The sequence below is a fragment of the Pseudarthrobacter sp. NIBRBAC000502770 genome (genome assembly GCF_006517815.1).
In the GTDB taxonomy this organism is placed as follows: Bacteria; Actinomycetota; Actinomycetes; order Actinomycetales; family Micrococcaceae; genus Arthrobacter; species Arthrobacter niigatensis.
In genome coordinates this window covers 3,505,154-3,524,465 of sequence record NZ_CP041198.1, presented here as the reverse complement: position 1 = coordinate 3,524,465, position 19,312 = coordinate 3,505,154, and the positions used below count along the sequence as shown (strand labels likewise).

The window sequence follows — 19,312 nt, the reverse complement described above, 5'->3', positions numbered from 1 at the left end:
GGAAAAACCATGACACAGCACACCCGTGCCAAATCCGAGGCCTTCACGCCAAGCGGCCAGATCCAGTTCGGCGTCTTCTTCCAGGGCGTGAACTCCGGCACCATCTGGAAGGCCGCCGAATCGGGCTCCCAGACGGACTTCGAATCGTTCCGCCGCATCGCCCAGACGGCGGAGCGGGGCCTGTTCGCCGCGTTCTTCCTGGGCGAGGGGCTGCGCCTGCGGGAGCATCTGGGCCGCCCGCACGCGCTGGACGTGGTGGGCAGGCCGGATGCGCAGACCATGCTCGCCGCCCTGGCGTCGGTGACGAAGAACATCGGCCTGGTGGCCACCCAGAACACCACCTACAACGATCCCGCCGATTTGGCGCACCGGCTCGCCTCACTGGACCTGATATCGGGCGGCCGTGCGGCGTGGAACATCGTGACCACTGACAACGCCTGGACCGGAGCGAACTTCCGCCGCGGCGGCTACCTGGACCACGCCGACCGGTACAAGCACGCCGAGGCCTTCGTGGAGACGGCCAAGCGCATCTGGGATTCCTGGGAGACGCCGGACGGTCCCGCCCGCCGTGTGGTGCACCACGGGCAGCATTACACCGTGGACGTCACGCCCCGGCTGCCGCGCAGTGCGCAGTACCGGCCGGTGCTGTTCCAGGCCGGGGATTCGCCGGAGGGCCGCAACTTCGCCGCGCGGCAGGCGGACGTGATCTTCTCGGCCCACCCCAAGTTCGACGACGCCGTGGAGTTCCGGAAGGACCTGGTGGAGCGGTCCGTGGCCGCCGGCCGTGGCGCCAATGCCGTCCAAATCATGCCGGCCAGTGAGTTCATCCTGGCGCCCACTGCCGCCGAAGCCGCCGAGAAGAAGGCGTGGGTGCGGAGCCTGCAGATCGGCCCGCAGCAGGCCATCGCCTACCTGGAGCAGTTCTGGGGCCGCGAGCTGTCCTCCTACGATCCGGACGGCCCGCTGCCGGAGATCGATCCGGTGGTGGAGGAAACGTCTGAAACCCGCGGCAGCGGTTTCCACGGCGCCAAGGCCCGGCAGCTGGCGGACCAGTGGCGGGCTGAGGCCAAGGACAAGGGGCTGTCCATCCGGCAGTTCGTCACCTCGAAGACGGCGCGGGTCGATTCCACCTTCACCGGCTCCTATACCGCGGTGGCAGACCAGCTGACGGAGTATGCGCGGGTGGGCGCGGTGGACGGGTTCAACATTTCCCCGTGGCTGATCCCCACCGGCCTGGACGACATCGTGAACCACCTGGTCCCCGAACTCCAGGAACGCGGCGTGTACCCCACTGAATACCGGGGCAGCACCCTCCGCGAGCACCTCGGGCTGGAAACGCCGGTGCGCTTGCCTGACGGGGCTGTTGAGGCGGTCCGCGCCTGATGCGCCGGGCAGGTTTTGCCGCCTGGGCCGGCATTGCCGGGAAGGCTGGTTTTGCCGGACGGGACGACGACGGCGGCACGGCGGGTGCCGCCGTCGAACCTTCCGTGGGGGCTGGTGCTGTGGGGGCTGGTTCGCCCGGGACCGTCACCCTCCAGCTGACGGTGTGGGAGCAGTGGCTGTAGGCCGGCCGCCCCGCCTCTCCTTGGGACCTAGTCGGTTTCCGGGCTCTGGCAGTAGAAGCACGTGCCGGCGTCGCAGTCTTCTGACGTTTCCTGCTCCGTTTGGCGCTCACTCATTCCGGGTCCTTTCCGTAGGGGTTGTGAAGTAGTCCCCCTTGCAAGGGTTTGCCCGGGACCCCTGCTGGGATCCCGGGCAAACACTGGGGGTGGTGGCCTGCCGGCCGGTTAGTGGGCCAGGGCCGGTTCGGCCAGCTGGACCTTCTCCGCCTCGGTGGGCACGAAGCCCGCCTGGAGTTCGGAGCGGAGCTTGCCCATGTCCAGCTCGCCCTGCCACTTGGCGATTGCCACGCAGGAGACGATGTTGCAAACCGTGCTGGTGAGGGCACGGGCCTCGCTCATGAAACGGTCGATGCCAACGATGAGGGCCACGCCGGCCACCGGCAGGGTGGGCATGACCGTCAGGGTTGCCACCAGGGCCACGAAACCACTGCCCGTGACGCCGGCCGCACCCTTGGAGGTCAGCAGCATCATGCCGAGCATCAGCAGGATCTGGCCCCAGCTGAGGTGGATGTCGCAGGCCTGGGCGATGAACATGGAGGCGAGGGTGAGGTAGATGGCCGTTCCGGTCAGGTTGAAGGAGTAGCCGGTGGGGACCACGAGCCCCACAACGCTGCGGTCGCAGCCGATCCTTTCAAGCTTGGACAGCAGGCGCGGCAGGACCGGTTCGCTGGAGGACGTGGCCAGGACGATCAGGAACTCATCCTTGAAGTAGCGCAGGATCTGCCAGAGGCTGAAGCCGGTCACCTTGGCCAGGATGCCCAGGCCCACCACCACGAAGACGATGCAGGCGGCGTAGAAGGCAAGGATCAGCATGCCGAGGTTTCCGATGGAGTGGGCGCCGTACTTGCCAACGGTGAAGGCCATGGCCCCAAAGGCTCCCAGCGGAGCCACCTTCATGATGTAGCCGAACATGATGAAGAGCAGCTTGTTGAAGCTGTTGACCACGTTCAGCGCCAGCTGGCCCGGTGCGCCGAGCTTGCTGAAGGCGAAGCCGCACAGCAGTGCAATGACCAGCACGGGCAGGACTTCACCGTCCGCGAAGGCGCCCACGAAGGTGGTGGGGATGATGCTGAGGATGAAGTCCACGGGGTTGCTGCTGGGCAGCTGCGTGGTGTACTTCTGCGCCACCGAAGAGTCCAGGTGCGCGGGATCGATGTGCATCCCGGCGCCGGGCTGGAACAGCGTCACCGCGGCCAGGCCCAGGGCCAGGGCGAGTGCGGTCAGTGCGTAGAAGAGGCCCAGCGAACGGATCAGGGTGGGCCCCACCTTCCTGGTGTCCCGCAGGGAGGTGATGCCTCCGACGATGGTGCAGAACACGATGGGGGCGATCATGAACTTCACGAGTTTCACGAATCCGTCGCCGATGGGCTTCAGGGACGAGCCGAGGTCCGGCCACAGTGCGCCTACAACGACGCCGAGGGCGACTCCGATGAGTACCTGGACATACAGGTGTCCGAGGATGGATTTGATCTTCATTGAACAACTTCCTGGTTGGTGCGGCCCCTTAATGATGGGGCAAAGAGATAGGGGTGTTAGGCAGACAGCTCGGCGGCCAGGGCCACGTCGATATCTGCGGTGGCGATGTGGCGGGCTGCCCGGTGGAGGGCCACTTCGCTGACGTTGCCGGTGTCATCGGTGATGATTTCGGCGGTGATCACGCCGGCGGGCGTCCCGACCCGCAGCAAGCGGGGAGTTCCGGTGCCGGTGGATGGTGATTGGCCTGCTGCGTTGGCTACGACCGATGACTGCAGCGAGGATGCCAGGGCAACTGCCACGGCTGAGGTCAGGCCGATGGCCGGGTGGGGTGCCAGCATGGACAGCATCCGCACCCGCACGTCGTGGCTGCCGGCGGTGATGGTTGTTCCGTCCGCGGCGGTGTAGTCGCCTGCAGGAGCCACCACCCCGACTTTCGGGACGGCGTTCTGCGGCGGATCCTCAGGCTTCCGCAGCCCCATGATGAGGCCGGCTGATGCCCGTGCCGCGATGAGGTCCGGCAGCTGGGCGGTGAGGTTGCCAGTCATTGAGGAAAGATCGACGCCGGCCTGGTCGGCTGCCAGGAGCACGGCAGGGGCGCCGGCGTCCACCATCGTGGCGGCCAGGGTCCGGCCGTTGACCTGGAGCTCGTCCACCGTGTTGCCGGTAGGCAGGAGTGCACCGGTGTTCTGGCCCCAGGGGCCATGGAACGAGAGGCTGACAGGAACACCGGCGGCGCTGCTGCCCGGAACCCGGGCCAGGCCGGACTTGGGAATGTGTCCGCCCGGGGTGGGAACCGATCCGCTCAGCACGGCACCGGAAGTGACGTGGCGCATGCGGACCTTGGTCATGCCGTCCCGGGCGGGAACGATGCCCGTCTGGACTGCGAACAGGGCAATGGCGGTGGCGCAGTTGCCGCAGTTGGAACCCAGCTCAACGGTGGGGTCACCGATCCCCACCTGGGCGAAAAGGTAGTCGAGGTCTGCCTCGGCACCAGGGGTTGCCCAGATGACCGCAGCCTTGGACGTGGTGGACGTTCCGCCCCCGACGCCGTCCAGCTGCCGCGCGTCCGCTGCGCCGAATGCGGCTGACAGCAGTGCGGGGATTTCCTCGCGGGTGGGGGCGTGGAGGGCCACGTCCCTGGCATCGAAGAGCCAGCACTTGCTGGTGCCGCCCCGGTACCAATGTCCTTTGAGTCCCACTGTATTTCTCCCTCGTAACTTGCAGGTGCTCTACTTCACAGCACCTTGTACTTCTACGATCCGGGATGGGAGCCTTCAGCACAATCGCAAATAAATGGACGACTATCTACTTTTGCTAAACTCAGTGCATGGCAATCCTCGACCTCCACCGGCTCCACGTGCTCCGCGAGGTGGGCCGTTCCGGCTCCCTGACCTCTGCTGCTGCCGCCCTTTCCTTCACCACCTCGGCGGTGTCGCAGCAGATAGCCAAACTCGAGCAGGAGATGGGCGTGGTCCTCATCGAGCGCCATCCCCGGGGCGTGGTCCTGACCGAGGCGGGGCACGCCCTGCTGCACTACGCCGACGACATCGACAGGACCGTGGAAGCTGCCCGCGCCGAAATGGGGGAGTTCGCGGGCCTTCGGCGCGGCCAGCTCCGGCTTGGAACCTTTCCCACCGGCGGAGCCTCCCTGATGCCCGACGTGGTGCTGGCGTTCCGCGCCCGCCACCCCGAGGTGGCAGTGACGGTTGTCAGCGCCCGCCGGGACGGCCTGCTGGAACGGCTGCGGCGGCGGGAAATCGAACTGACCCTGCTGTGGGACTATCCCTGGCAGCAGATCGAGGACCCCGACCTCGCCCTGGTCAGGCTGACCAACGATCCAACAGTGCTGCTGGTCCCGCGGGAGCACCCCATTGCGAAACTGGGCTCGGTCCGCATCGGCGCATTGAGCGACCAGGAATGGGTGGTGCGCGACGAGCACCCCGTGGCCGACGTCCTCAGCCGGGTATGCCGCGACGCCGGGTTCGAACCGCGGATCGCCTTCGCCGCCAACGATTACCAGGAGACACAGGGCATGGTGGCGGCCGGCATCGGGATCGCCCTGGCACCCAGGCTGGCCCTGACGGCCCTGCGCCCCGACGTCGTGGCGGTCCCGCTCGCCGGGTCCCCGAAGCGCCGGATCCTCCTGGCCCACCTGGCAAACCGGCGGCTCAGCCCCGCCGCGCAGCAGGCCACCAAGGTGTTCCGGTCCATCGCCAAGGGCGCGGCTTCCTGACAAGGAGGGTGCCGCCGTCGTACGGTGCCTTTCCTGACGCCTACCGGGCCAGGGGCCCGGCAACCAGAGCCCGGGCAAGGTCCATGAAGTCGGCGTGGGTCACCGGAGCGGGGCCTGCCGTCGAGGCAGCTGCCGTGGGGGTGTTCCGGGCGACGGCGAAGCTGTCGCTGACGAAGCGCCGGTGCGCAATGACGCTCCCGATCGCCGGCAGGACCAGCAGGAACTGGCCGTAGTTGCCCGCGGCCAGGAACGCCCCCTGCCACTGCGGGCCGGATTCCCGGGGGAGCCACCACAGATAGCCGTAGTCGCAGGTGCCAAAACCGGTGGACGGCGCCATGTCTGCGCGCCTGACATGGGTGGCCACGCTGTCCGTGGCCCACTCCCGGGGGACAAGCTGCCGTCCCTCCCACTGGCCGCCGGCTGCCATCAGCATCCCGATCTTGGCCAGGTCCCGGGCGGAGAGGAAGAAATGGTAGGCAGGGAAGGCGGACTTTCGGGTGTCCCCGAGCATGCGCTGGCGTGTGGGGTCGTAGTCGTCGAACCCCAGCGGACCGGCCAGGTGTTTCTGGAACGCTTCGAAGACGGTCAGGCCGCTGGCCTTCTCGAAGATGGCGCCCGCGGCGTTGAAATCCCAGTTGTTGTAGACGAAATATTGCCCGGGCGCCTTTGTGCCACGTGCAGGGAAAGCATCCTCGTCACTGCCCGGGCTGGACGGCGGATGGTAGACCCCCGAGCGCGAGGTCAGGAGGTCACGGAGCCGCGCCGTCCGCTCGATGGGCAGCAGGCCGCCCACATCATCAACACCGAGCTCATCGAGTGTGGCGTCGAGGCTGACCGTGCCGGCGTGCACCTGGATGCCGAAAAGGATCGAGAGCAGGCTTTTGCGGACGGAGGCGATGTAGCTGGCGCGGGTGGTGTCGCCGAGTTCGACGACGGTGCTGCCGTCCTGGAGGACCAGCAGGGACGTGGTGTTCCGGGGCATCGAAATGTCCGGGGCGGCGGTCACGGGGCCTCCTGGTGGATGGTGTGGAACGAAAAAGCCTGGGGACCCGGCGGAGGCCGGGTCCCCAGGCGCGGGATTTCGGGGTTACTTGGTGTAGCCGAACACCTGGTTCCACTTGGCCAGGTCGTCCTTGCCGTAAGTGGTGGCGTCGCTGTTCTGCATGCGGTAGACCTTGCCGGAATCGACGGCGGGGAGGGTTACGCCCATGATGGTGGGCGGTGCCACGTCGGTGCGGACCGGGTATTCACCGATCTGCGCGAAGACCTGCTGGCCCTGCTTGGAAAGGTTGTAGTTCATGAAGACCTTCGCGGCTTCCACGTTCGTGGCGGTGCCCGTCATGCCCAGGTAGTAGTCGTACGAGACGAGTCCTTCCTCGGGGACGATGAACTTGACCGGAGCCTTGTCCTGGACGGCCGAGATGTTGGTGCCGCTGATGGTGACCGTGCCCACGGCCACTTCGCCGCGGGCCAGGGCCGTGGCTTCAGCGCCCAGGGAGTCGTAGATCTTGGGCTTCTGCGCAGCGTACTTGGCGAAGTAGTCGCCGCCCATCTTGGTTTCCATGAACCGGTTCAGCGCAGCGGTGCTGCCGCCCGAGCCGCCCTGGACGATGCCCAGCTTGCCCTGCCACTTGCCGCCGACGGCATCCGCCCATGACTTGGGGGCGTCGGCTTCCTTCACCAGCTGGGTGTTGTAGCCCAGGGTGTAGACGGAGTTGAACATGCGGGTGAACTGGCCGCCGTCCACGGAGACGTCCTTGAGTGCGGAGGCGCCGGGGACGTCATAGGCCTTCCAGACCTTGGCATCCTCCATGGACTTGGCAATCCGGTAGTCGGACGTGCGGATGACATCGGCGCTGAGCTTGCCGGCACCCTGCTCGGAGAGAACGCGTTCGGACAGTTTGTTCGGGGTGAGCCGGACAACGTTGACCTTGATGCCGGTGTCCTTGGTGAAGGCGTCCACCAGCGCGCTTTCCGAGGAATCGGTGTAGCCGGAGTAGAGGGACAGGGTCTGGGTCTTGGCCTTCTCATAGATGTCCTTGTCCGCGATGGATTCGCCATTGATCACCAGTCCGTTGTCGGTGTTCACGGCTGCGGTGGCAGTGACTACGCCGGCACTCTGGGCGGCGCTTCCACAGCCGGTCAGGCTGAGGGCCAGGAGCACTCCGGCGGCGGTGAGGGCGGGGAGTTTGGACGCTAACTTCATTGAGGGTGTCCCTTTCAAAGGTGGGTGTGAGGTCAGTTCTTGGTCTTGCGTTCGCCGCCGACTTTTTGGGCGATGACGGCGAGGATTCCGATGACGAGGCAGTACAGGACGCTGACGGCGGCAGCTGCCTGGCTCTGGCCGTTGTCGAAGTTGTCGAACACGAGGATGGACAGGATCCGGGTGTTCGAGGTGAAGAGGAAGATGGAGGCGCTGAGCTCACGCATGGAGAGCATGAGGAACAGCAGGAACGAGGACATGATGCCCACCCGCATCAGGGGCAGGGTCACGTCCAGGACGGACCTGGTGCGCCCGGCGCCGAGCATCACGGCGCTGTCCTCGAGGTCCTGGTCCATCTGGAGCATTGACGCGGAGACGCCGCGGTAGCCCTGCGGCATGAACACGGCCACGCAGGCGACGGCGAGGATCGCCAGGGTGCCGTAGATGGGCAGCGGCAGCAGCAGCCAGGTCCAGAGCAGTCCGATGCCCATCACGATGGCGGGGACGGCAAGGGGGGTCATGGCCACCAGTTCAATCAGCCGCCCCACCTTGGACTTGGTGCGGTACCGGATGTAGGAGGCGATGAAGCTGAGGGTGGTGCCGGCGAAGGCTGCGATCAGGGCCACCAGGACACTGTTCTTCAGGGCGAGCTGGAAGTCGTTGGATCCCAGGACCTCGATCAGCTTCGCGAAGCTAAGGGAGTTGGCTTCGAGCAGCTGCGACATCGAGGACACGAACGGGGTGGCCTGCATCGAAGCGGCCAGCAGGGCCAGCATCGGCAGGACGACGGACACCGCGAAGTAGGCCAAGGCGATGATCGTGAAGGGCCAGCGCATCTTGCGCAGCGGCACCTGGCGGGGACGGTTGCCCTTGCCGGTCATGGTGGTGAACTTGCGCTTGTTGATGATGCGCTGCTGGATGAGGGTCACGGCCATCAGCGCAACGGTCAGGATCACGGCGACACTCGCCGCCTGGTTGCTCTTGGCGGGCGTGGCGCTCATGAGGCGGTAGATGTAGGTGGGCAGCGTGTCCACGCCGGCGGGGTTGCCGATGACCTGGGCCACCGGGAAGTTCTCCATGGTCAAGGCGAAGACCAGGACGGCGGAGCCCAGGATGGCGGGAAGGGCCAGGGGCAGGGTGACGGTCCGCAGCATGGTGCGCAGGGGCGCCCCGTGGACGGTGGCGGCCTCTTCGAGGTCGGCGTTCATCATGGACAGTGAGCTGTGCAGCAGCAGGAAGGCGTACGGGGCGTAGAAGATTCCCAGCACGAACACCAGGCCCGGGAGGCTGTAGATGTTGATGGCGGCGTCAATGCCCAGGTCACGGAGGAAGATGTTGATGTAGCCGGCGCTGGGCGAGCACAGGAGCGACCAGGCCAGGGCACCCACCAGTGCGGGGATGAACATCGGCGCCATGCCGATGAAGAAGATGAACTTCCGCCACGGCGCATCGGAGCGGGCACACACGAAGGCCAGGAAGGCGCCGATCAGGAGGGCGATGAGCGCCGAGCCGGCGCCGACCATGAGTGAGTTGACCAGGGCCCCGAGTGCTTCCGGCGTGGCCAGCAGGGCCAGGTTGGACAGCGTCAGGCCGCCCAGGGAGATGCTGCCCGGCCGGGGAACACTGTCCGAGAACGCGGCCAGCAACACCAGGGCAAGGGGGAGGACGATGAGGACACCAAGGATGACCAGGACGATCAGGCCCGGCGTGTTCTTCCGGAGGCCCGAAAGGGTCCGGGCTGCACGGTAGTCCCGGGGCGCCGGCATGGGTGCGAGGCGGGCGTCGGCGCGGGTGGCCGCCTCGGTGGTCTTGAGGCTCATGCGAGGACCTCAGCCGGGAGGATCTGGACTTCGCGGGGGTTGACGGTCACCCACACGCGGTCTCCCACTTTGTGCTGTTCGCCGCGGCGAAGTCCGCCCAGTGCGTCCAGTTCGGGCCCGGATTCCAGCTGGACGGCGTACCGGATGTCGTTCCCCTGGAACCCTGCCACGCGTACTGTCCCCGGCCATGAGTTGGGGTGTTCGGTGGGCATGGCGGTGATCTGCAGGTCCTCGGCCCGGATGCACACCTTGGGGGATGTGCCGGCATCGCCGGCCTGCTGCGCCGACTGGACCGTGAGCTCGCTGTTGGTGATGCGTGCGGTGGTGGACCCGGCGGCGGTGCCCTCCGGGGTGCAGTCCATGATGTTGGAAACACCGAGGAAGTGGGCGATTGACGCGCTGGCGGGTGCCTCGTACATGTGCTGCGGGGCTCCCATCTGCACAATCCGGCCGCCCTGGAGCAGGGCGATGCGGTCTGCCAGGGCGAAGGCTTCGTGCTGGTCGTGGGTGACGTACACGCAGGTGAGCCCCAGCTGGAGCTGGATTTCACGCAGTTCAACCCGGAGCCGGTCACGCAGGCGGGCGTCAAGGTTGGAGAGCGGTTCGTCGAGCATGAGCACGCTCGGCCGCATGACCAGGCTGCGTGCCAGGGCCACGCGCTGCATCTGGCCGCCGCTGAGCAGGCTGGCGCCGCGGTCGGCGTAGGGCTCCAGGCCCACCAGCGTGAGGGCCTCCATGACCCGCTCATCGATTTCGTTCTTGGAAAGCTTCTTCTGCTTGAGGGAGTAGGCAACGTTCTGGGCCACCGTCATGTGCGGCCATACCGCGTAGGACTGGAAGACCATGCCGACGTTGCGCTTGTTCGGGGGCAGGTTGATGCCTTTTTCGGAGTCGAACACCACCACGTCGTCGATGATGATCCGCCCCGAGGTGGGCTCTTCCAGGCCGGCGATGCAGCGCATGGTGCTGGTCTTGCCGCAACCGGACTGGCCCAGGAGGACCAGGGCCTCGCCGTCTTCAATGTCGAGGTTGAGGTTTTCGATGGCAGTGAAGCTTCCGTACTTCAGCTGCAGGTTTTGAATGCTGATTTTCATGGCTGATTCCTTGGCTGGGTTTTTCCGGTAGGGGTTTCTTCAGTCACTGGGCACCAGGATGGTGCTTTCGCTGATGACGCGGGCCGAGCGTTGAAAGGAGACTTCGGCGGGATCGGCTGCATCCAATGCCAGCGCCGTCTTGCCTTTCAGCAGGTGGATAAAGAGTCCGGCCTCCGCCGCCGGAACCACGCTGCGCTGCACCACGCTGCCTGGTGTGCCCGAGGCGGCCGCGACGGCGACCGCGCTGGTGAGGCCGATGGCGGGGTGCAGTGCGGTCATCGAGATCATTCGGGCCGAGACGCCGGTTGCGCCTGCGGGCGGAGGTCCCACGATGCCAACCTTCGGAATGGATGTGAGGTCCTGCGGAAGGCCCATCAGACGGGCGGCCGCTGCGCGCAGCTGAGGGGCGATCCGGACCAGTGCCTCCAAGTCCTCCTCGCTGCCGGTGGCGTCCAGCCCCAGGTCCTGTGCGTCGAAGAGCGCCGCCGGGGCTCCGGCGTCGATCAGTGTTGCCTGGAAGCTGCGCCCGTCGACCTCGATGTCATCGATGGCGTTGCCCGTGGGGAACTGTGCTCCGTAGCTGGACCAGGAGGACTTCTGGAAGATGACGTCGATGGGGACGCCGGGGTAGTGCTGGCCGTCGAGGCGCCGCCCGCCGTAGGCCGGCACCTGCGCCTCGGGTGTGGGGATTTCGCAAACGAGGCGAAGCCCGGTCACGGTGTTCAGGATGGGGACCCGGGTGACTTCCCCGGTGGGAGCGACCAGTCCGGCGTGGAGCGCGTACAGGCCCAGCGCTGTGGCGCAGTTGCCGCAGTTGCTGGCCCACTCCACGGCCGGCTTGTCGATGGCCACCTGGGCGAACCGGTAGCGGACCGTTCCGTCCGGGTCGGTGCCCGCCACAGTGATCGCCTTGCTGGTGGTGGACGAGGCGCCCCCCACTCCGTCGATCTGGCGGAGGTCCGGCGAGCCGAAGGTGCGGATGAGGAGACGGTCCGTCTCCAGGGCGTCAGCCGGAAGGTCCTCGTCACGGAATATCCAGCACTTGCTGGTGCCGCCACGGACGAGGGTGGCCGGTACCGGGGTGACCGGGAGGGTGCCGGCCTGCGGCTCTTCCCTGAATAGAAGCGTCATTGGTTCTCCTGAAATACCCCGCGCTGCCGTGTGCAGTCGCCGGATAAATGTTCAAAGCTGAGCAAACCGGAATCCGGTAATTGCTGTGCTGTATGGCGTTGGTCACAAACGGTATACCGTTGATATGACTTAAGCAACAGTCATTTGAATATGAATACCGACACGGCAGCCTTGGTGCCTTGCGGGGCGAGATGGTGTGCGGAAAATCGGCACGGTGTTCACAGCGCGCCCAAACGGTATGCAGTGCGTTAGAATTGCGGCTAAAGGTATGGCGCCGGCGCGTCCTGCCGCTTGTTTCCATGAAGACCGGAGGCCGCCCGTGGCGTCGCAACCAGAGACAAGCCCCTACCTGATGATCAGGAACGCCATCATCTCGCAGGAGCTGCCTCCCCGTGCCCAGCTCGTCGAAAGCGCCCTGGCCAAGAAGTACAACGTCTCCCGGACGCCCATCAGGGAAGCGTTGCGGCGCCTCGAAACCGAGGGGCTCGTGGAGCGCTACGGTTCACGCATGCAGGTGCGGGAGTATCGCCCGGAGGAGATGCTGGACCTCTATGAGGTGCGGACCTTCCTGGAGGAGGCGGCGGCTAAAACTGCTGCTCTCCGGCACACGGACATGGACCTGATGCTGATCGACCGCGCGCACCAGGCCATGGTCACCCTTGATTTTGAGGCCGCCACTCCGGCTGAACTGGCCGCCGCCAACCGCACCTTCCATGAGCGCATCTGGGCCGCCAGCCACAGCGCCGCCCTCCTTGACCTGCTCGACCGGATCCTGGTCCACTTCATCCGCTACCCGGGCACCACGCTCTCCACCAAGGAGCGCTGGGACCGCGTGCTGAAGGAACACGAGGAGCTGCTGGTGGCCATCCGTGCCCGGAACGCGGAGGAGGCCGGCCGCATCGCCAGCGCCCATATGGACGAAGCAAAGAACATTCGCATCCAGATGTACATCGACGCCCAGGAAATCAGCAGCCCCCGCCTGGCGTAACGGCCTGATTCCGGCACAACCCCGTCTCAACGCCCCCAAATGCGCTATTGCATGCGACGGCATACTTATGTATACAATCGTGTACAGCGATGGAGCTGAGGAGACTGATGATGATCAAGAGCGACGTTTTGGTAGTGGGCGGCGGCAACGCCGGATTTGCGGCAGCACTTGCAGCCGCCGAGCGTGGCCGCAAAGTTGTCCTGCTGGAAAAGGCGCAGGAGGCCTCCTCGGGAGGCAACAGCTTCTACACGGCCGGTGCTACGCGTATCTCCCATGACGGGCTCCAGGAACTCATCGAGTTCGTGGAACCTGATGAGCGGCACGCCGCCAGCGAGGTCCCCGCCTACACCGCCGCCGAATACCTTGCCGATCTGTCCAAGGTCTCCGAGGGGCGCAACGACCCCGAACTCTCCGCGGTCCTGGTCCGCGAAAGCAACCCGACCCTGCGCTGGCTTCAGGGCATGGGACTCAAATACCGCCTGATGTACGAACGCCAGGCGTACCGGACCCAGGACGGCGGGTACCTGTTCTGGGGCGGACTGCACGTGGGCAATGTGGGCGGCGGCAAGGGGCTGATGGCCGACCACCGCGCAGCTGCTGAGCGGATGGGCGTTGAGGTCATCTACGACTGCGCAGCCACCGGACTGATCCAGGAGGACGGCCGGGTGCGCGGGGTCCGGTACCGCAGCTCATCCGGAGAAGGTGAGCTCCGGGCCGAGTCGGTCATCCTCGCCTCGGGAGGTTTTGAAGCATCACCTGAACTGCGCCGCCGGCACCTGGGGGAGGGCTGGCAGAACGCGAAGGTACGCGGTACGCCGGGCAACACGGGAGAGATGATCCTCGCCGCATTGGACGCCGGCGCGGCCAGGGGCGGCGACTGGTCCACCTGCCACAGCGTCGCCTGGGACGCCTGGCACCCGGAGAACGAGGGCAACCTGGAACTCACCAACCAGCTCACCCGCGGCGGGTACCCGCTGGGCATCGTGGTGAACAGCGACGGGAAGCGGTTCGTGGACGAGGGCGCCGACTACAGGAACTACACCTACGCGAAGTACGGCCGGGACATCCTTGCCCAGCCGGGCTCGGCCGCCTTCCAGATCTTCGACGCTTCGTCCCGCCCCATGCTGCGCGCCGAGGAGTACGACATGCCGGGCGTCTCGGTGGTCACCGCTCCAACCCTCGCCGAGTTGGCGCAGAAAGCCGGCATCAGCCCGGAAGGCTTGGAGGAGACGGTGCACAACTTCAACGCTTCGATCACCGGCAGCTCGCCCTTCGACCCCAACGTCAAGGACGGACGCCGGGCCGACACCCAGCCGCCGAAGAGTAACTGGGCCCGCAGCACCGCCACCGGCCCGTTCTACGCTTTCCCGGTGACCTGCGGCATCACCTTCACCTTCGGTGGCCTCAAGACGGACACCTGGGGCCGCGTGCTCACCGAAGACGCGGAGCCGCTCGAAGGGCTGTATGCCTGCGGGGAAGCGCTGGGCGGACTGTTCAGTGGAAACTACCCCGGCGGCTCCGGGCTTGCGGCGGGCGCCGTCTTCGGCCGCCGCGCCGGCTCCATCGCCTAGGCAACCCAGCAGCCCCCACCAGCAACGGAAAAGAGGAAAAAGTGGCCAGTACCATCCACCAGCGGCTCCGCGAGGATGTCCTCGCGAGTGTGTTTGCGCCTGACGAGCCCCTCACGGAGGCCAAGCTCACCGAGCGTTACGGGGCATCCCGGACCCCGGTGCGGGAGGCGCTGCAGCGGCTGGAGCAGGACGGGCTGGTGGAGCGGCGCGGCAAGGCGGTGGTGGTCCGCACGCATTCGGCCGAGGAGATCATCGACATTTACGAGTCGAGGATCATCCTGGAGCAGGCAGCCGCCGCCAAGGCTGCCGTCAAGGCAACGGCCCTGGACCGCCAGCTGCTCACGGGGCTGCTGACGCAGATGCAGCAGCTGGATCCCAGTGACGGCCGGGCGCTCGCCGAAACCAACCGCGCCTTCCACGCCCAGCTGTGGCACGCCACGCACAGCCCGTCGCTGATCGGACTGCTGGAACGCCTTGACCAGCAGGTGCGCCGGTACACCCTCACCACCCTGACCTACCCGGGACGGTGGCCGGTGGTGCTGGCGGACTACGCCGAGCTGCTGGCCGCCATCGGGGACGGCGACTCCGGGCGTGCGGGTGAGATCGCCGCCCGCCACATGTCCGACGCCTTGAACATCCGGCTGAAGATGTACGCCGAGGATCCCAGGACGCTCTAGGCCGCAGCGTCCGCACCAGACCCGCCGGCAGATGTTCCTGCATACTCCATCGCAACAGGAAACCCGAAAGTCGGGCGCAGGGCATCGGCCGGTGCAAAGAGGCGGGGCAGGCTCCAATGGGCCTGCCCCGCCTCGCTTTTCCGGCGCCTTATGCGCCGGGCCGGCTTCGCTGGAAGGGACGACGACGGCGGCGGGCGGGTGCCGCCGTCGTACCTTCCCCCGGCCGGCCGTGCAAGAAGCTCCGTCCGAACGCACAGCATCGGCACAGCAGCAACCGGCCCACGGCATAGCCTGGTGCGGTTTCCTTGCATCATGAGCACTTCACGCGCACCCCGCCAGCCCGACCTTGACCAGCCGCACCCCGACCATGACCGGGGGCTGGAGTTTGACCTGAACACCCTGGTGAGCCGCAGGTCCCTGGGACTGTTCCTGGGCGCGGGCGGTGCGGTGGCCGCGCTCGCCGCGTGCTCACCGGCCGGAAACACGGGTTCCACCTCGCCGTCAACAACCACGACGGCGGCAGCCACCACGTCCGCAGCGTCTGCCACGGCCCCGGACGCCGGCACCGGCACGCCAACGTTGACGCGGGCCATCGCCGAGTGCGGGGTGGAAATTCCGCAGGAAACGGCGGGCCCCTATCCTGGCGATGGGTCCAACGGGCCGAACGTCCTGGAGGCGTCCGGGGTGGTGCGGAAGGACATCACCTCCAGCTTCGGTACAGCTTCAGCGAAGGCCGAGGGCATTCCGCTGACGTTCACGCTGACCCTCCTGGACAACGCCAACGGCTGCGCCCCGATGGCCGGCGCCGCGGTGTACGCGTGGCACTGTGACCGGGACGGGAAATACTCGATGTACGACTCGAGCCTGAAGAACGAAAACTACCTGCGCGGTGTGCAGGAAGCCGATGCCAACGGGCAGGTCACCTTCACGTCGATCTTCCCGGCCGCCTACTCCGGGCGCTGGCCGCACATCCATTTCGAGGTGTTCGAGTCCATGAACAATGCAACGGCTGCCGGGCAGGTCCTGGCCGTCTCCCAGATCGCGCTGCCGCAGGCGGCCTGCGACGACGTGTACGCCACCCCCGGGTACGAGCGCAGCGTCGCGAACATGACCCGCACAACGCTCAAGTCGGACAACGTGTTCGGGAACGACGGCGGCATCTACCAGCTGGCAACGATGACCGGGTCCGCTGCTGCTGGCTACACGGCCGGGCTCAACGTGACAATCTAGGCTGCCGCAGCTCCCCGTTCCGAGCCACTGCCTCCGGTTTCGTCATGTGGGCCTGGTAGTAAGGGACAATCGAGAGGTCAACACCTGAGGAGCGTGCGGATCGATGGGGCTGGGTATGGGGCGCACCCGCGGGAGCGTGGCTGTTGCCTGCCTGCGTTTGCTCGTTGCCTCGCTCTGCGCCGCGGCGGTGCTGGCCAGCGGTGCTGGCAGTGCGGTGTCCCCTTCCCTGCTGCAGCCCCATGACCGGGTTTCCAGCCAGCCGCGGGTGGTGCCGATGCCACCGCCATTGTCGGACGTGCTGGATCAGCCGGCCGCTGTCCCGGGCGGGTACCCGATGGCCTTGACGGCCCAGGTGGGAAACCACCACGTCCATGCGTCCTGGACCTACGTTGACGGGCTGCCCGCCTTCAACGCCCACATCGACTCGTGGCTGCTGGGACTCCTGGATGCGGCGGCTCCGGCGGGTGGCCGCTACCGGCCCGCGATGGCACTGAACGCCGGCCAGCACCAGGGCCGGGAAATGGTCATCTCGGCCAAACCCGTCCAGGCCAAGGGCAATGTGCTTGTGGTCCGTCAAAGAGTGTCGGACGCCGGGCCGGAGGGAGTCAGTGCGATGGCGGCCGCCACCGTTTATATCGACCTGGCCTCCGGCGCGGTCCGGAGCGGCACCGACCTGCTGAGGCCTGACGCCATCCCCGCCATCCAGGCACGCGCGGCGGGCATCCCTGCCGACATCGCCGCCCGCGCCCCTCAAGGAATCCCGACCGACCTTGTCCTCAGTCCGGAAGGCGAACTGACCGTCTCCGCAGGGCAGCCCGGCATGCCCGGCCGGGAGGTGACGGCCACGATGAATGCCGCGGACACGGCGGCTGCCCTCAGCGATTACGGCCGCCAGGTGCTGGGGCAGCTGAACGCCGCCGCAGCACCGCGCCCGGCCAGCGCCCCGGCCCACAGGCATGTGAACTGCGATATTGTCCCGTGCGCTGCACTGACCTACGACGACGGGCCCGACCCCCGCACCACGCCCCAGTTACTGGACATCCTGAAGGCCAACGACGCGCAGGCCACGTTCTTCATGACCGGGTCCAACACCACCGCCAACCCGGCCACCGCCAGGCAGGTTGCCGAGGCCGGGTACGCAATCGGCAACCACACCTTCAGCCACCCCTACCTGACCAAGCTGTCACCGCCCGCGATCAGGAAAGAGATGGACCGGACGGATGCCGCGATCCTGGCCGCCACGGGTTCCACTCCCAGCATGATGCGTCCGCCGTACGGCGCGGCCGATGCAGCGGTCCAGGCAGCAGTGGGCAAACCATTGATGATCTGGGCAGTGGACTCGCTGGACTGGCAGAGCAAGAATCCGGCGGCCTTCGTGCCCAAGGTGCTGAAGGAGGTCACGCCCGGCGCGATGGTGCTCATGCATGACGTCCAGCCGTCGACAATATCCGGGCAGCAGGAGCTGATTGCGGGCTTGCAGGGGCAGGGCTACAAGCTGGTGTCCGTCCCCCAGCTCTTCGAGGGGATTCCGCTGCTGCCCGGGCACGTTTACCGGTCCCGGCCGGCGCGGCCGTAGTCATCGAGGCGCGGCGCCCGTTGACCACAAACAACGGCGTGAGTACTGTGGGCCGCCTATTCATCCTCGCCGCGGAGGCAGCCATGGGCGATTCGAAAAGCAGCACCGACTATGAGTTCCTGACCGTCTGGCGCGTGGCCGGGACACCACGGGAGGTGGTGGACGTCCTGGGCGATGCCGGCACGCTTCCGCGCTGGTGGCCATCGGTGTATCTGGACGTCGAGCCCCGGGATACGGGCAATCCGGACGGCACAGGCAAGGCGTTCTTCCTCCACACCAAAGGCTGGCTGCCCTACACGCTCAAGTGGCAGCTCACCCTCACGGAGCCCGTGACGGAGCAGGGTTTCGCGCTGTCCGCGCGGGGCGACCTCAACGGCACGGGACGCTGGACGTTCGAGCAGGACGGGCCTGAAACGGTGGTCACCTATGACTGGCGGGTCAGTGCGGCGAAACCGTTGCTGCGGCGGCTGGGCTGGCTGCTCAAGCCGGCTTTTGCCGCGAACCACCGGTGGGCGATGGCGCGCGGACAGGAGGCGCTGGCGCTGGAACTGCGCCGACGGCGGCCGGGCGCCAACCCAGTCAAAATCCCGCCGCCGGCTGGCCCCACGTTCGCACGCCTGTCCCGCTGGCAGCAGAAAGCTACGCACACCTGACGTGACCGGCTGGTTTTGCTGGGAGGTTCGACGACGGCGGCGGGTGAGTGCCGCCGTCGAACCTTCCAGCGGCGCGCTTTTCTCCGGGGCCGTCAGCTGCCGGCTACCCGCTGGATGAACTCGACCGTCTCGCGCTCTGTCTCTGCGCGGGTGGTGGGTTCGTTGTGCACTTCATGCCGGACGCCGGGGAAGACGCGGGTGCGGACGTCCGCGTGGCCCGAATCCGCCAGGCGGTTGGCCACGTGGTAGGCGCCTTCGCCGTAGTTGGTCACGGGGTCCTGGTCGCCGGCGAGGATCAGCACGGGGAGGTCGGCGGGGAGCTGTTTGTACCAGTCGTCCGAGGTGACCTGATCGTAGAGGTCAACGAAGCCCTGCAGGAAACGGGCGCTGAGCGGTGCGCCGAAGTTGTTGAAGGGGTCCCTCCCGTGGTCGGCGACGACGTCGGCGTCCAGCGCCACCCAGGCGGTGGGGCCGGCGTTTTCGCCGAGGCGGCCCAGGAAGCCGTCGAACAACTGGCCCACCAGTTCCTCAGGCGCGGGCTCCGCCGCACTCTCGCCGGAGGCAAGCCCGGCAAGTTCGGGACGGTTGATTCTTTTCTCGATGCCCCGCATCTGGGCGGCGATGCCGCAGAGGATCAGGCCGGAAAGCTGGGTCCGTGGGTCCACGGCCATGCCGCGGGCGATCATGGAGCCCCAGCTGTGGCCGAACACCACGTACGGGAGCGGGGGGAGTGCCTCCCTGGCTTTGGCCTGGAGGGTGACCTCGTCCGCGACCACCACGCTGGCGGCGTCCTCGCCGGCGTCGCCCCAGGTGCCCTGCTGCATCGCCGTGCGTCCGTGCCCGGAGTGGTCGCCTGCCACCACGATGAATCCCGCGTCCACCAGGGTGGAGATGAGGTGGAGGTAGCGGCGGGAGTGCTCGCCGAGCCCGTGGATCAGCTGCACGATGGCCTTGGGTTGGCCGATGGGTTCGTAGACCCAGGCCTGGATGGTGTCGCGGCCGTTGGCGGACGTGAATTCGATTTCCTGCAGTGACATG

The 19,312-nt window shown here is 66.9% G+C and carries 17 protein-coding genes; 9 read left to right on the top strand and 8 right to left on the bottom strand.

Annotated elements, in window-relative coordinates:
• Positions 1-9: 9 nt before the first annotated feature.
• On the top strand, positions 10-1,383 hold the full coding sequence (locus NIBR502770_RS16790; protein WP_141182706.1) for an NtaA/DmoA family FMN-dependent monooxygenase: 1,374 nt from the start codon (positions 10-12) through the stop codon (positions 1,381-1,383).
• A complete protein-coding gene (locus NIBR502770_RS16785; protein ID WP_141182705.1) occupies positions 1,383-1,565 on the top strand; it encodes a hypothetical protein in 183 nt (60 codons plus the stop codon). Before NIBR502770_RS16790 ends, NIBR502770_RS16785 begins: the two co-directional genes overlap by 1 nt.
• A gap of 222 nt (positions 1,566-1,787) precedes the next feature.
• Here the strand turns inward: NIBR502770_RS16785 and dctA are convergent, their stop codons facing one another.
• On the bottom strand, positions 1,788-3,098 hold the full coding sequence (gene dctA / locus NIBR502770_RS16780) for a C4-dicarboxylate transporter DctA (protein ID WP_141159015.1): 1,311 nt from the start codon (positions 3,096-3,098) through the stop codon (positions 1,788-1,790).
• Positions 3,099-3,154: 56 nt separating this feature from the next.
• Positions 3,155-4,297: a PrpF domain-containing protein gene (locus tag NIBR502770_RS16775; protein WP_141182704.1), complete on the bottom strand. Its 1,143-nt coding sequence runs from the start codon at positions 4,295-4,297 to the stop codon at positions 3,155-3,157.
• 128 nt (positions 4,298-4,425) lie between these two features.
• Between NIBR502770_RS16775 and NIBR502770_RS16770 the strand changes: the two genes are divergently transcribed.
• Positions 4,426-5,331 (top strand): LysR family transcriptional regulator, encoded by a 906-nt coding sequence (locus NIBR502770_RS16770; protein WP_018772062.1) that lies wholly within the window; start codon positions 4,426-4,428, stop codon positions 5,329-5,331.
• A 40-nt stretch (positions 5,332-5,371) separates the two neighbouring features.
• On the opposite strand, the gene NIBR502770_RS16765 is transcribed toward NIBR502770_RS16770, so the two are convergent.
• The 5 genes from NIBR502770_RS16765 to NIBR502770_RS16745 form a co-directional block, all read right to left on the bottom strand.
• Complete coding sequence (locus tag NIBR502770_RS16765; RefSeq protein WP_141182703.1) at positions 5,372-6,337, bottom strand: serine hydrolase; 966 nt, start codon at positions 6,335-6,337, stop codon at positions 5,372-5,374.
• Between the two features lie 81 nt (positions 6,338-6,418).
• A complete protein-coding gene (locus tag NIBR502770_RS16760; RefSeq protein ID WP_141182702.1) occupies positions 6,419-7,537 on the bottom strand; it encodes an ABC transporter substrate-binding protein in 1,119 nt (372 codons plus the stop codon).
• A 32-nt stretch (positions 7,538-7,569) separates the two neighbouring features.
• A complete protein-coding gene (locus tag NIBR502770_RS16755) occupies positions 7,570-9,354 on the bottom strand; it encodes an iron ABC transporter permease (protein ID WP_141182701.1) in 1,785 nt (594 codons plus the stop codon).
• Positions 9,351-10,448, bottom strand: a complete 1,098-nt coding sequence (locus tag NIBR502770_RS16750) for an ABC transporter ATP-binding protein (protein WP_141182700.1) — start codon at positions 10,446-10,448, stop codon at positions 9,351-9,353. The genes NIBR502770_RS16755 and NIBR502770_RS16750 overlap by 4 nt, the downstream gene beginning before the upstream one ends.
• Before the next feature lie 39 nt (positions 10,449-10,487).
• The gene (locus tag NIBR502770_RS16745; protein WP_141182699.1) at positions 10,488-11,579 is read right to left on the bottom strand and encodes a PrpF domain-containing protein; all 1,092 of its coding nucleotides are present in this window, start codon (positions 11,577-11,579) and stop codon (positions 10,488-10,490) included.
• Between the two features lie 319 nt (positions 11,580-11,898).
• On the opposite strand from NIBR502770_RS16745, the gene NIBR502770_RS16740 reads away from it, so the two are divergent.
• From NIBR502770_RS16740 to NIBR502770_RS16715, 6 genes are all read left to right on the top strand, one after another.
• A complete protein-coding gene (locus NIBR502770_RS16740; RefSeq protein ID WP_246857301.1) occupies positions 11,899-12,567 on the top strand; it encodes a GntR family transcriptional regulator in 669 nt (222 codons plus the stop codon).
• Positions 12,568-12,674: 107 nt separating this feature from the next.
• Positions 12,675-14,138 (top strand): FAD-dependent tricarballylate dehydrogenase TcuA, encoded by a 1,464-nt coding sequence (gene tcuA / locus NIBR502770_RS16735; RefSeq protein ID WP_141182698.1) that lies wholly within the window; start codon positions 12,675-12,677, stop codon positions 14,136-14,138.
• Positions 14,139-14,179: 41 nt separating this feature from the next.
• The gene (locus NIBR502770_RS16730) at positions 14,180-14,815 is read left to right on the top strand and encodes a GntR family transcriptional regulator (RefSeq protein ID WP_141182697.1); all 636 of its coding nucleotides are present in this window, start codon (positions 14,180-14,182) and stop codon (positions 14,813-14,815) included.
• A 312-nt stretch (positions 14,816-15,127) separates the two neighbouring features.
• A complete protein-coding gene (locus tag NIBR502770_RS16725; RefSeq protein ID WP_141182696.1) occupies positions 15,128-16,045 on the top strand; it encodes an intradiol ring-cleavage dioxygenase in 918 nt (305 codons plus the stop codon).
• A gap of 115 nt (positions 16,046-16,160) precedes the next feature.
• Positions 16,161-17,621, top strand: a complete 1,461-nt coding sequence (locus tag NIBR502770_RS16720) for a polysaccharide deacetylase family protein (protein ID WP_246857300.1) — start codon at positions 16,161-16,163, stop codon at positions 17,619-17,621.
• A gap of 83 nt (positions 17,622-17,704) precedes the next feature.
• On the top strand, positions 17,705-18,274 hold the full coding sequence (locus NIBR502770_RS16715) for an SRPBCC family protein (protein ID WP_141183475.1): 570 nt from the start codon (positions 17,705-17,707) through the stop codon (positions 18,272-18,274).
• Between the two features lie 92 nt (positions 18,275-18,366).
• On the opposite strand, the gene NIBR502770_RS16710 is transcribed toward NIBR502770_RS16715, so the two are convergent.
• On the bottom strand, positions 18,367-19,311 hold the full coding sequence (locus tag NIBR502770_RS16710) for an alpha/beta fold hydrolase (protein WP_141182695.1): 945 nt from the start codon (positions 19,309-19,311) through the stop codon (positions 18,367-18,369).
• Position 19,312 lies beyond the last annotated feature (1 nt).

Excerpts from the sequence above, each read along its gene's own strand:
- NIBR502770_RS16790 (WP_141182706.1), top strand. The coding sequence starts at position 10 with ATGACACAGCACACCCGTGCCAAATCCGAGGCCTTCACGCCAAGCGGC.
- NIBR502770_RS16785 (WP_141182705.1), top strand. The coding sequence starts at position 1,383 with ATGCGCCGGGCAGGTTTTGCCGCCTGGGCCGGCATTGCCGGGAAGGCT.
- dctA (WP_141159015.1), bottom strand. The coding sequence starts at position 3,098 with ATGAAGATCAAATCCATCCTCGGACACCTGTATGTCCAGGTACTCATC.
- NIBR502770_RS16770 (WP_018772062.1), top strand. The coding sequence starts at position 4,426 with ATGGCAATCCTCGACCTCCACCGGCTCCACGTGCTCCGCGAGGTGGGC.
- NIBR502770_RS16760 (WP_141182702.1), bottom strand. The coding sequence starts at position 7,537 with ATGAAGTTAGCGTCCAAACTCCCCGCCCTCACCGCCGCCGGAGTGCTC.
- NIBR502770_RS16755 (WP_141182701.1), bottom strand. The coding sequence starts at position 9,354 with ATGAGCCTCAAGACCACCGAGGCGGCCACCCGCGCCGACGCCCGCCTC.
- NIBR502770_RS16750 (WP_141182700.1), bottom strand. The coding sequence starts at position 10,448 with ATGAAAATCAGCATTCAAAACCTGCAGCTGAAGTACGGAAGCTTCACT.
- NIBR502770_RS16745 (WP_141182699.1), bottom strand. The coding sequence starts at position 11,579 with ATGACGCTTCTATTCAGGGAAGAGCCGCAGGCCGGCACCCTCCCGGTC.
- tcuA (WP_141182698.1), top strand. The coding sequence starts at position 12,675 with ATGATGATCAAGAGCGACGTTTTGGTAGTGGGCGGCGGCAACGCCGGA.
- NIBR502770_RS16725 (WP_141182696.1), top strand. The coding sequence starts at position 15,128 with ATGAGCACTTCACGCGCACCCCGCCAGCCCGACCTTGACCAGCCGCAC.
- NIBR502770_RS16720 (WP_246857300.1), top strand. The coding sequence starts at position 16,161 with ATGGGGCGCACCCGCGGGAGCGTGGCTGTTGCCTGCCTGCGTTTGCTC.
- NIBR502770_RS16715 (WP_141183475.1), top strand. The coding sequence starts at position 17,705 with ATGGGCGATTCGAAAAGCAGCACCGACTATGAGTTCCTGACCGTCTGG.
- NIBR502770_RS16710 (WP_141182695.1), bottom strand. The coding sequence starts at position 19,311 with ATGTCACTGCAGGAAATCGAATTCACGTCCGCCAACGGCCGCGACACC.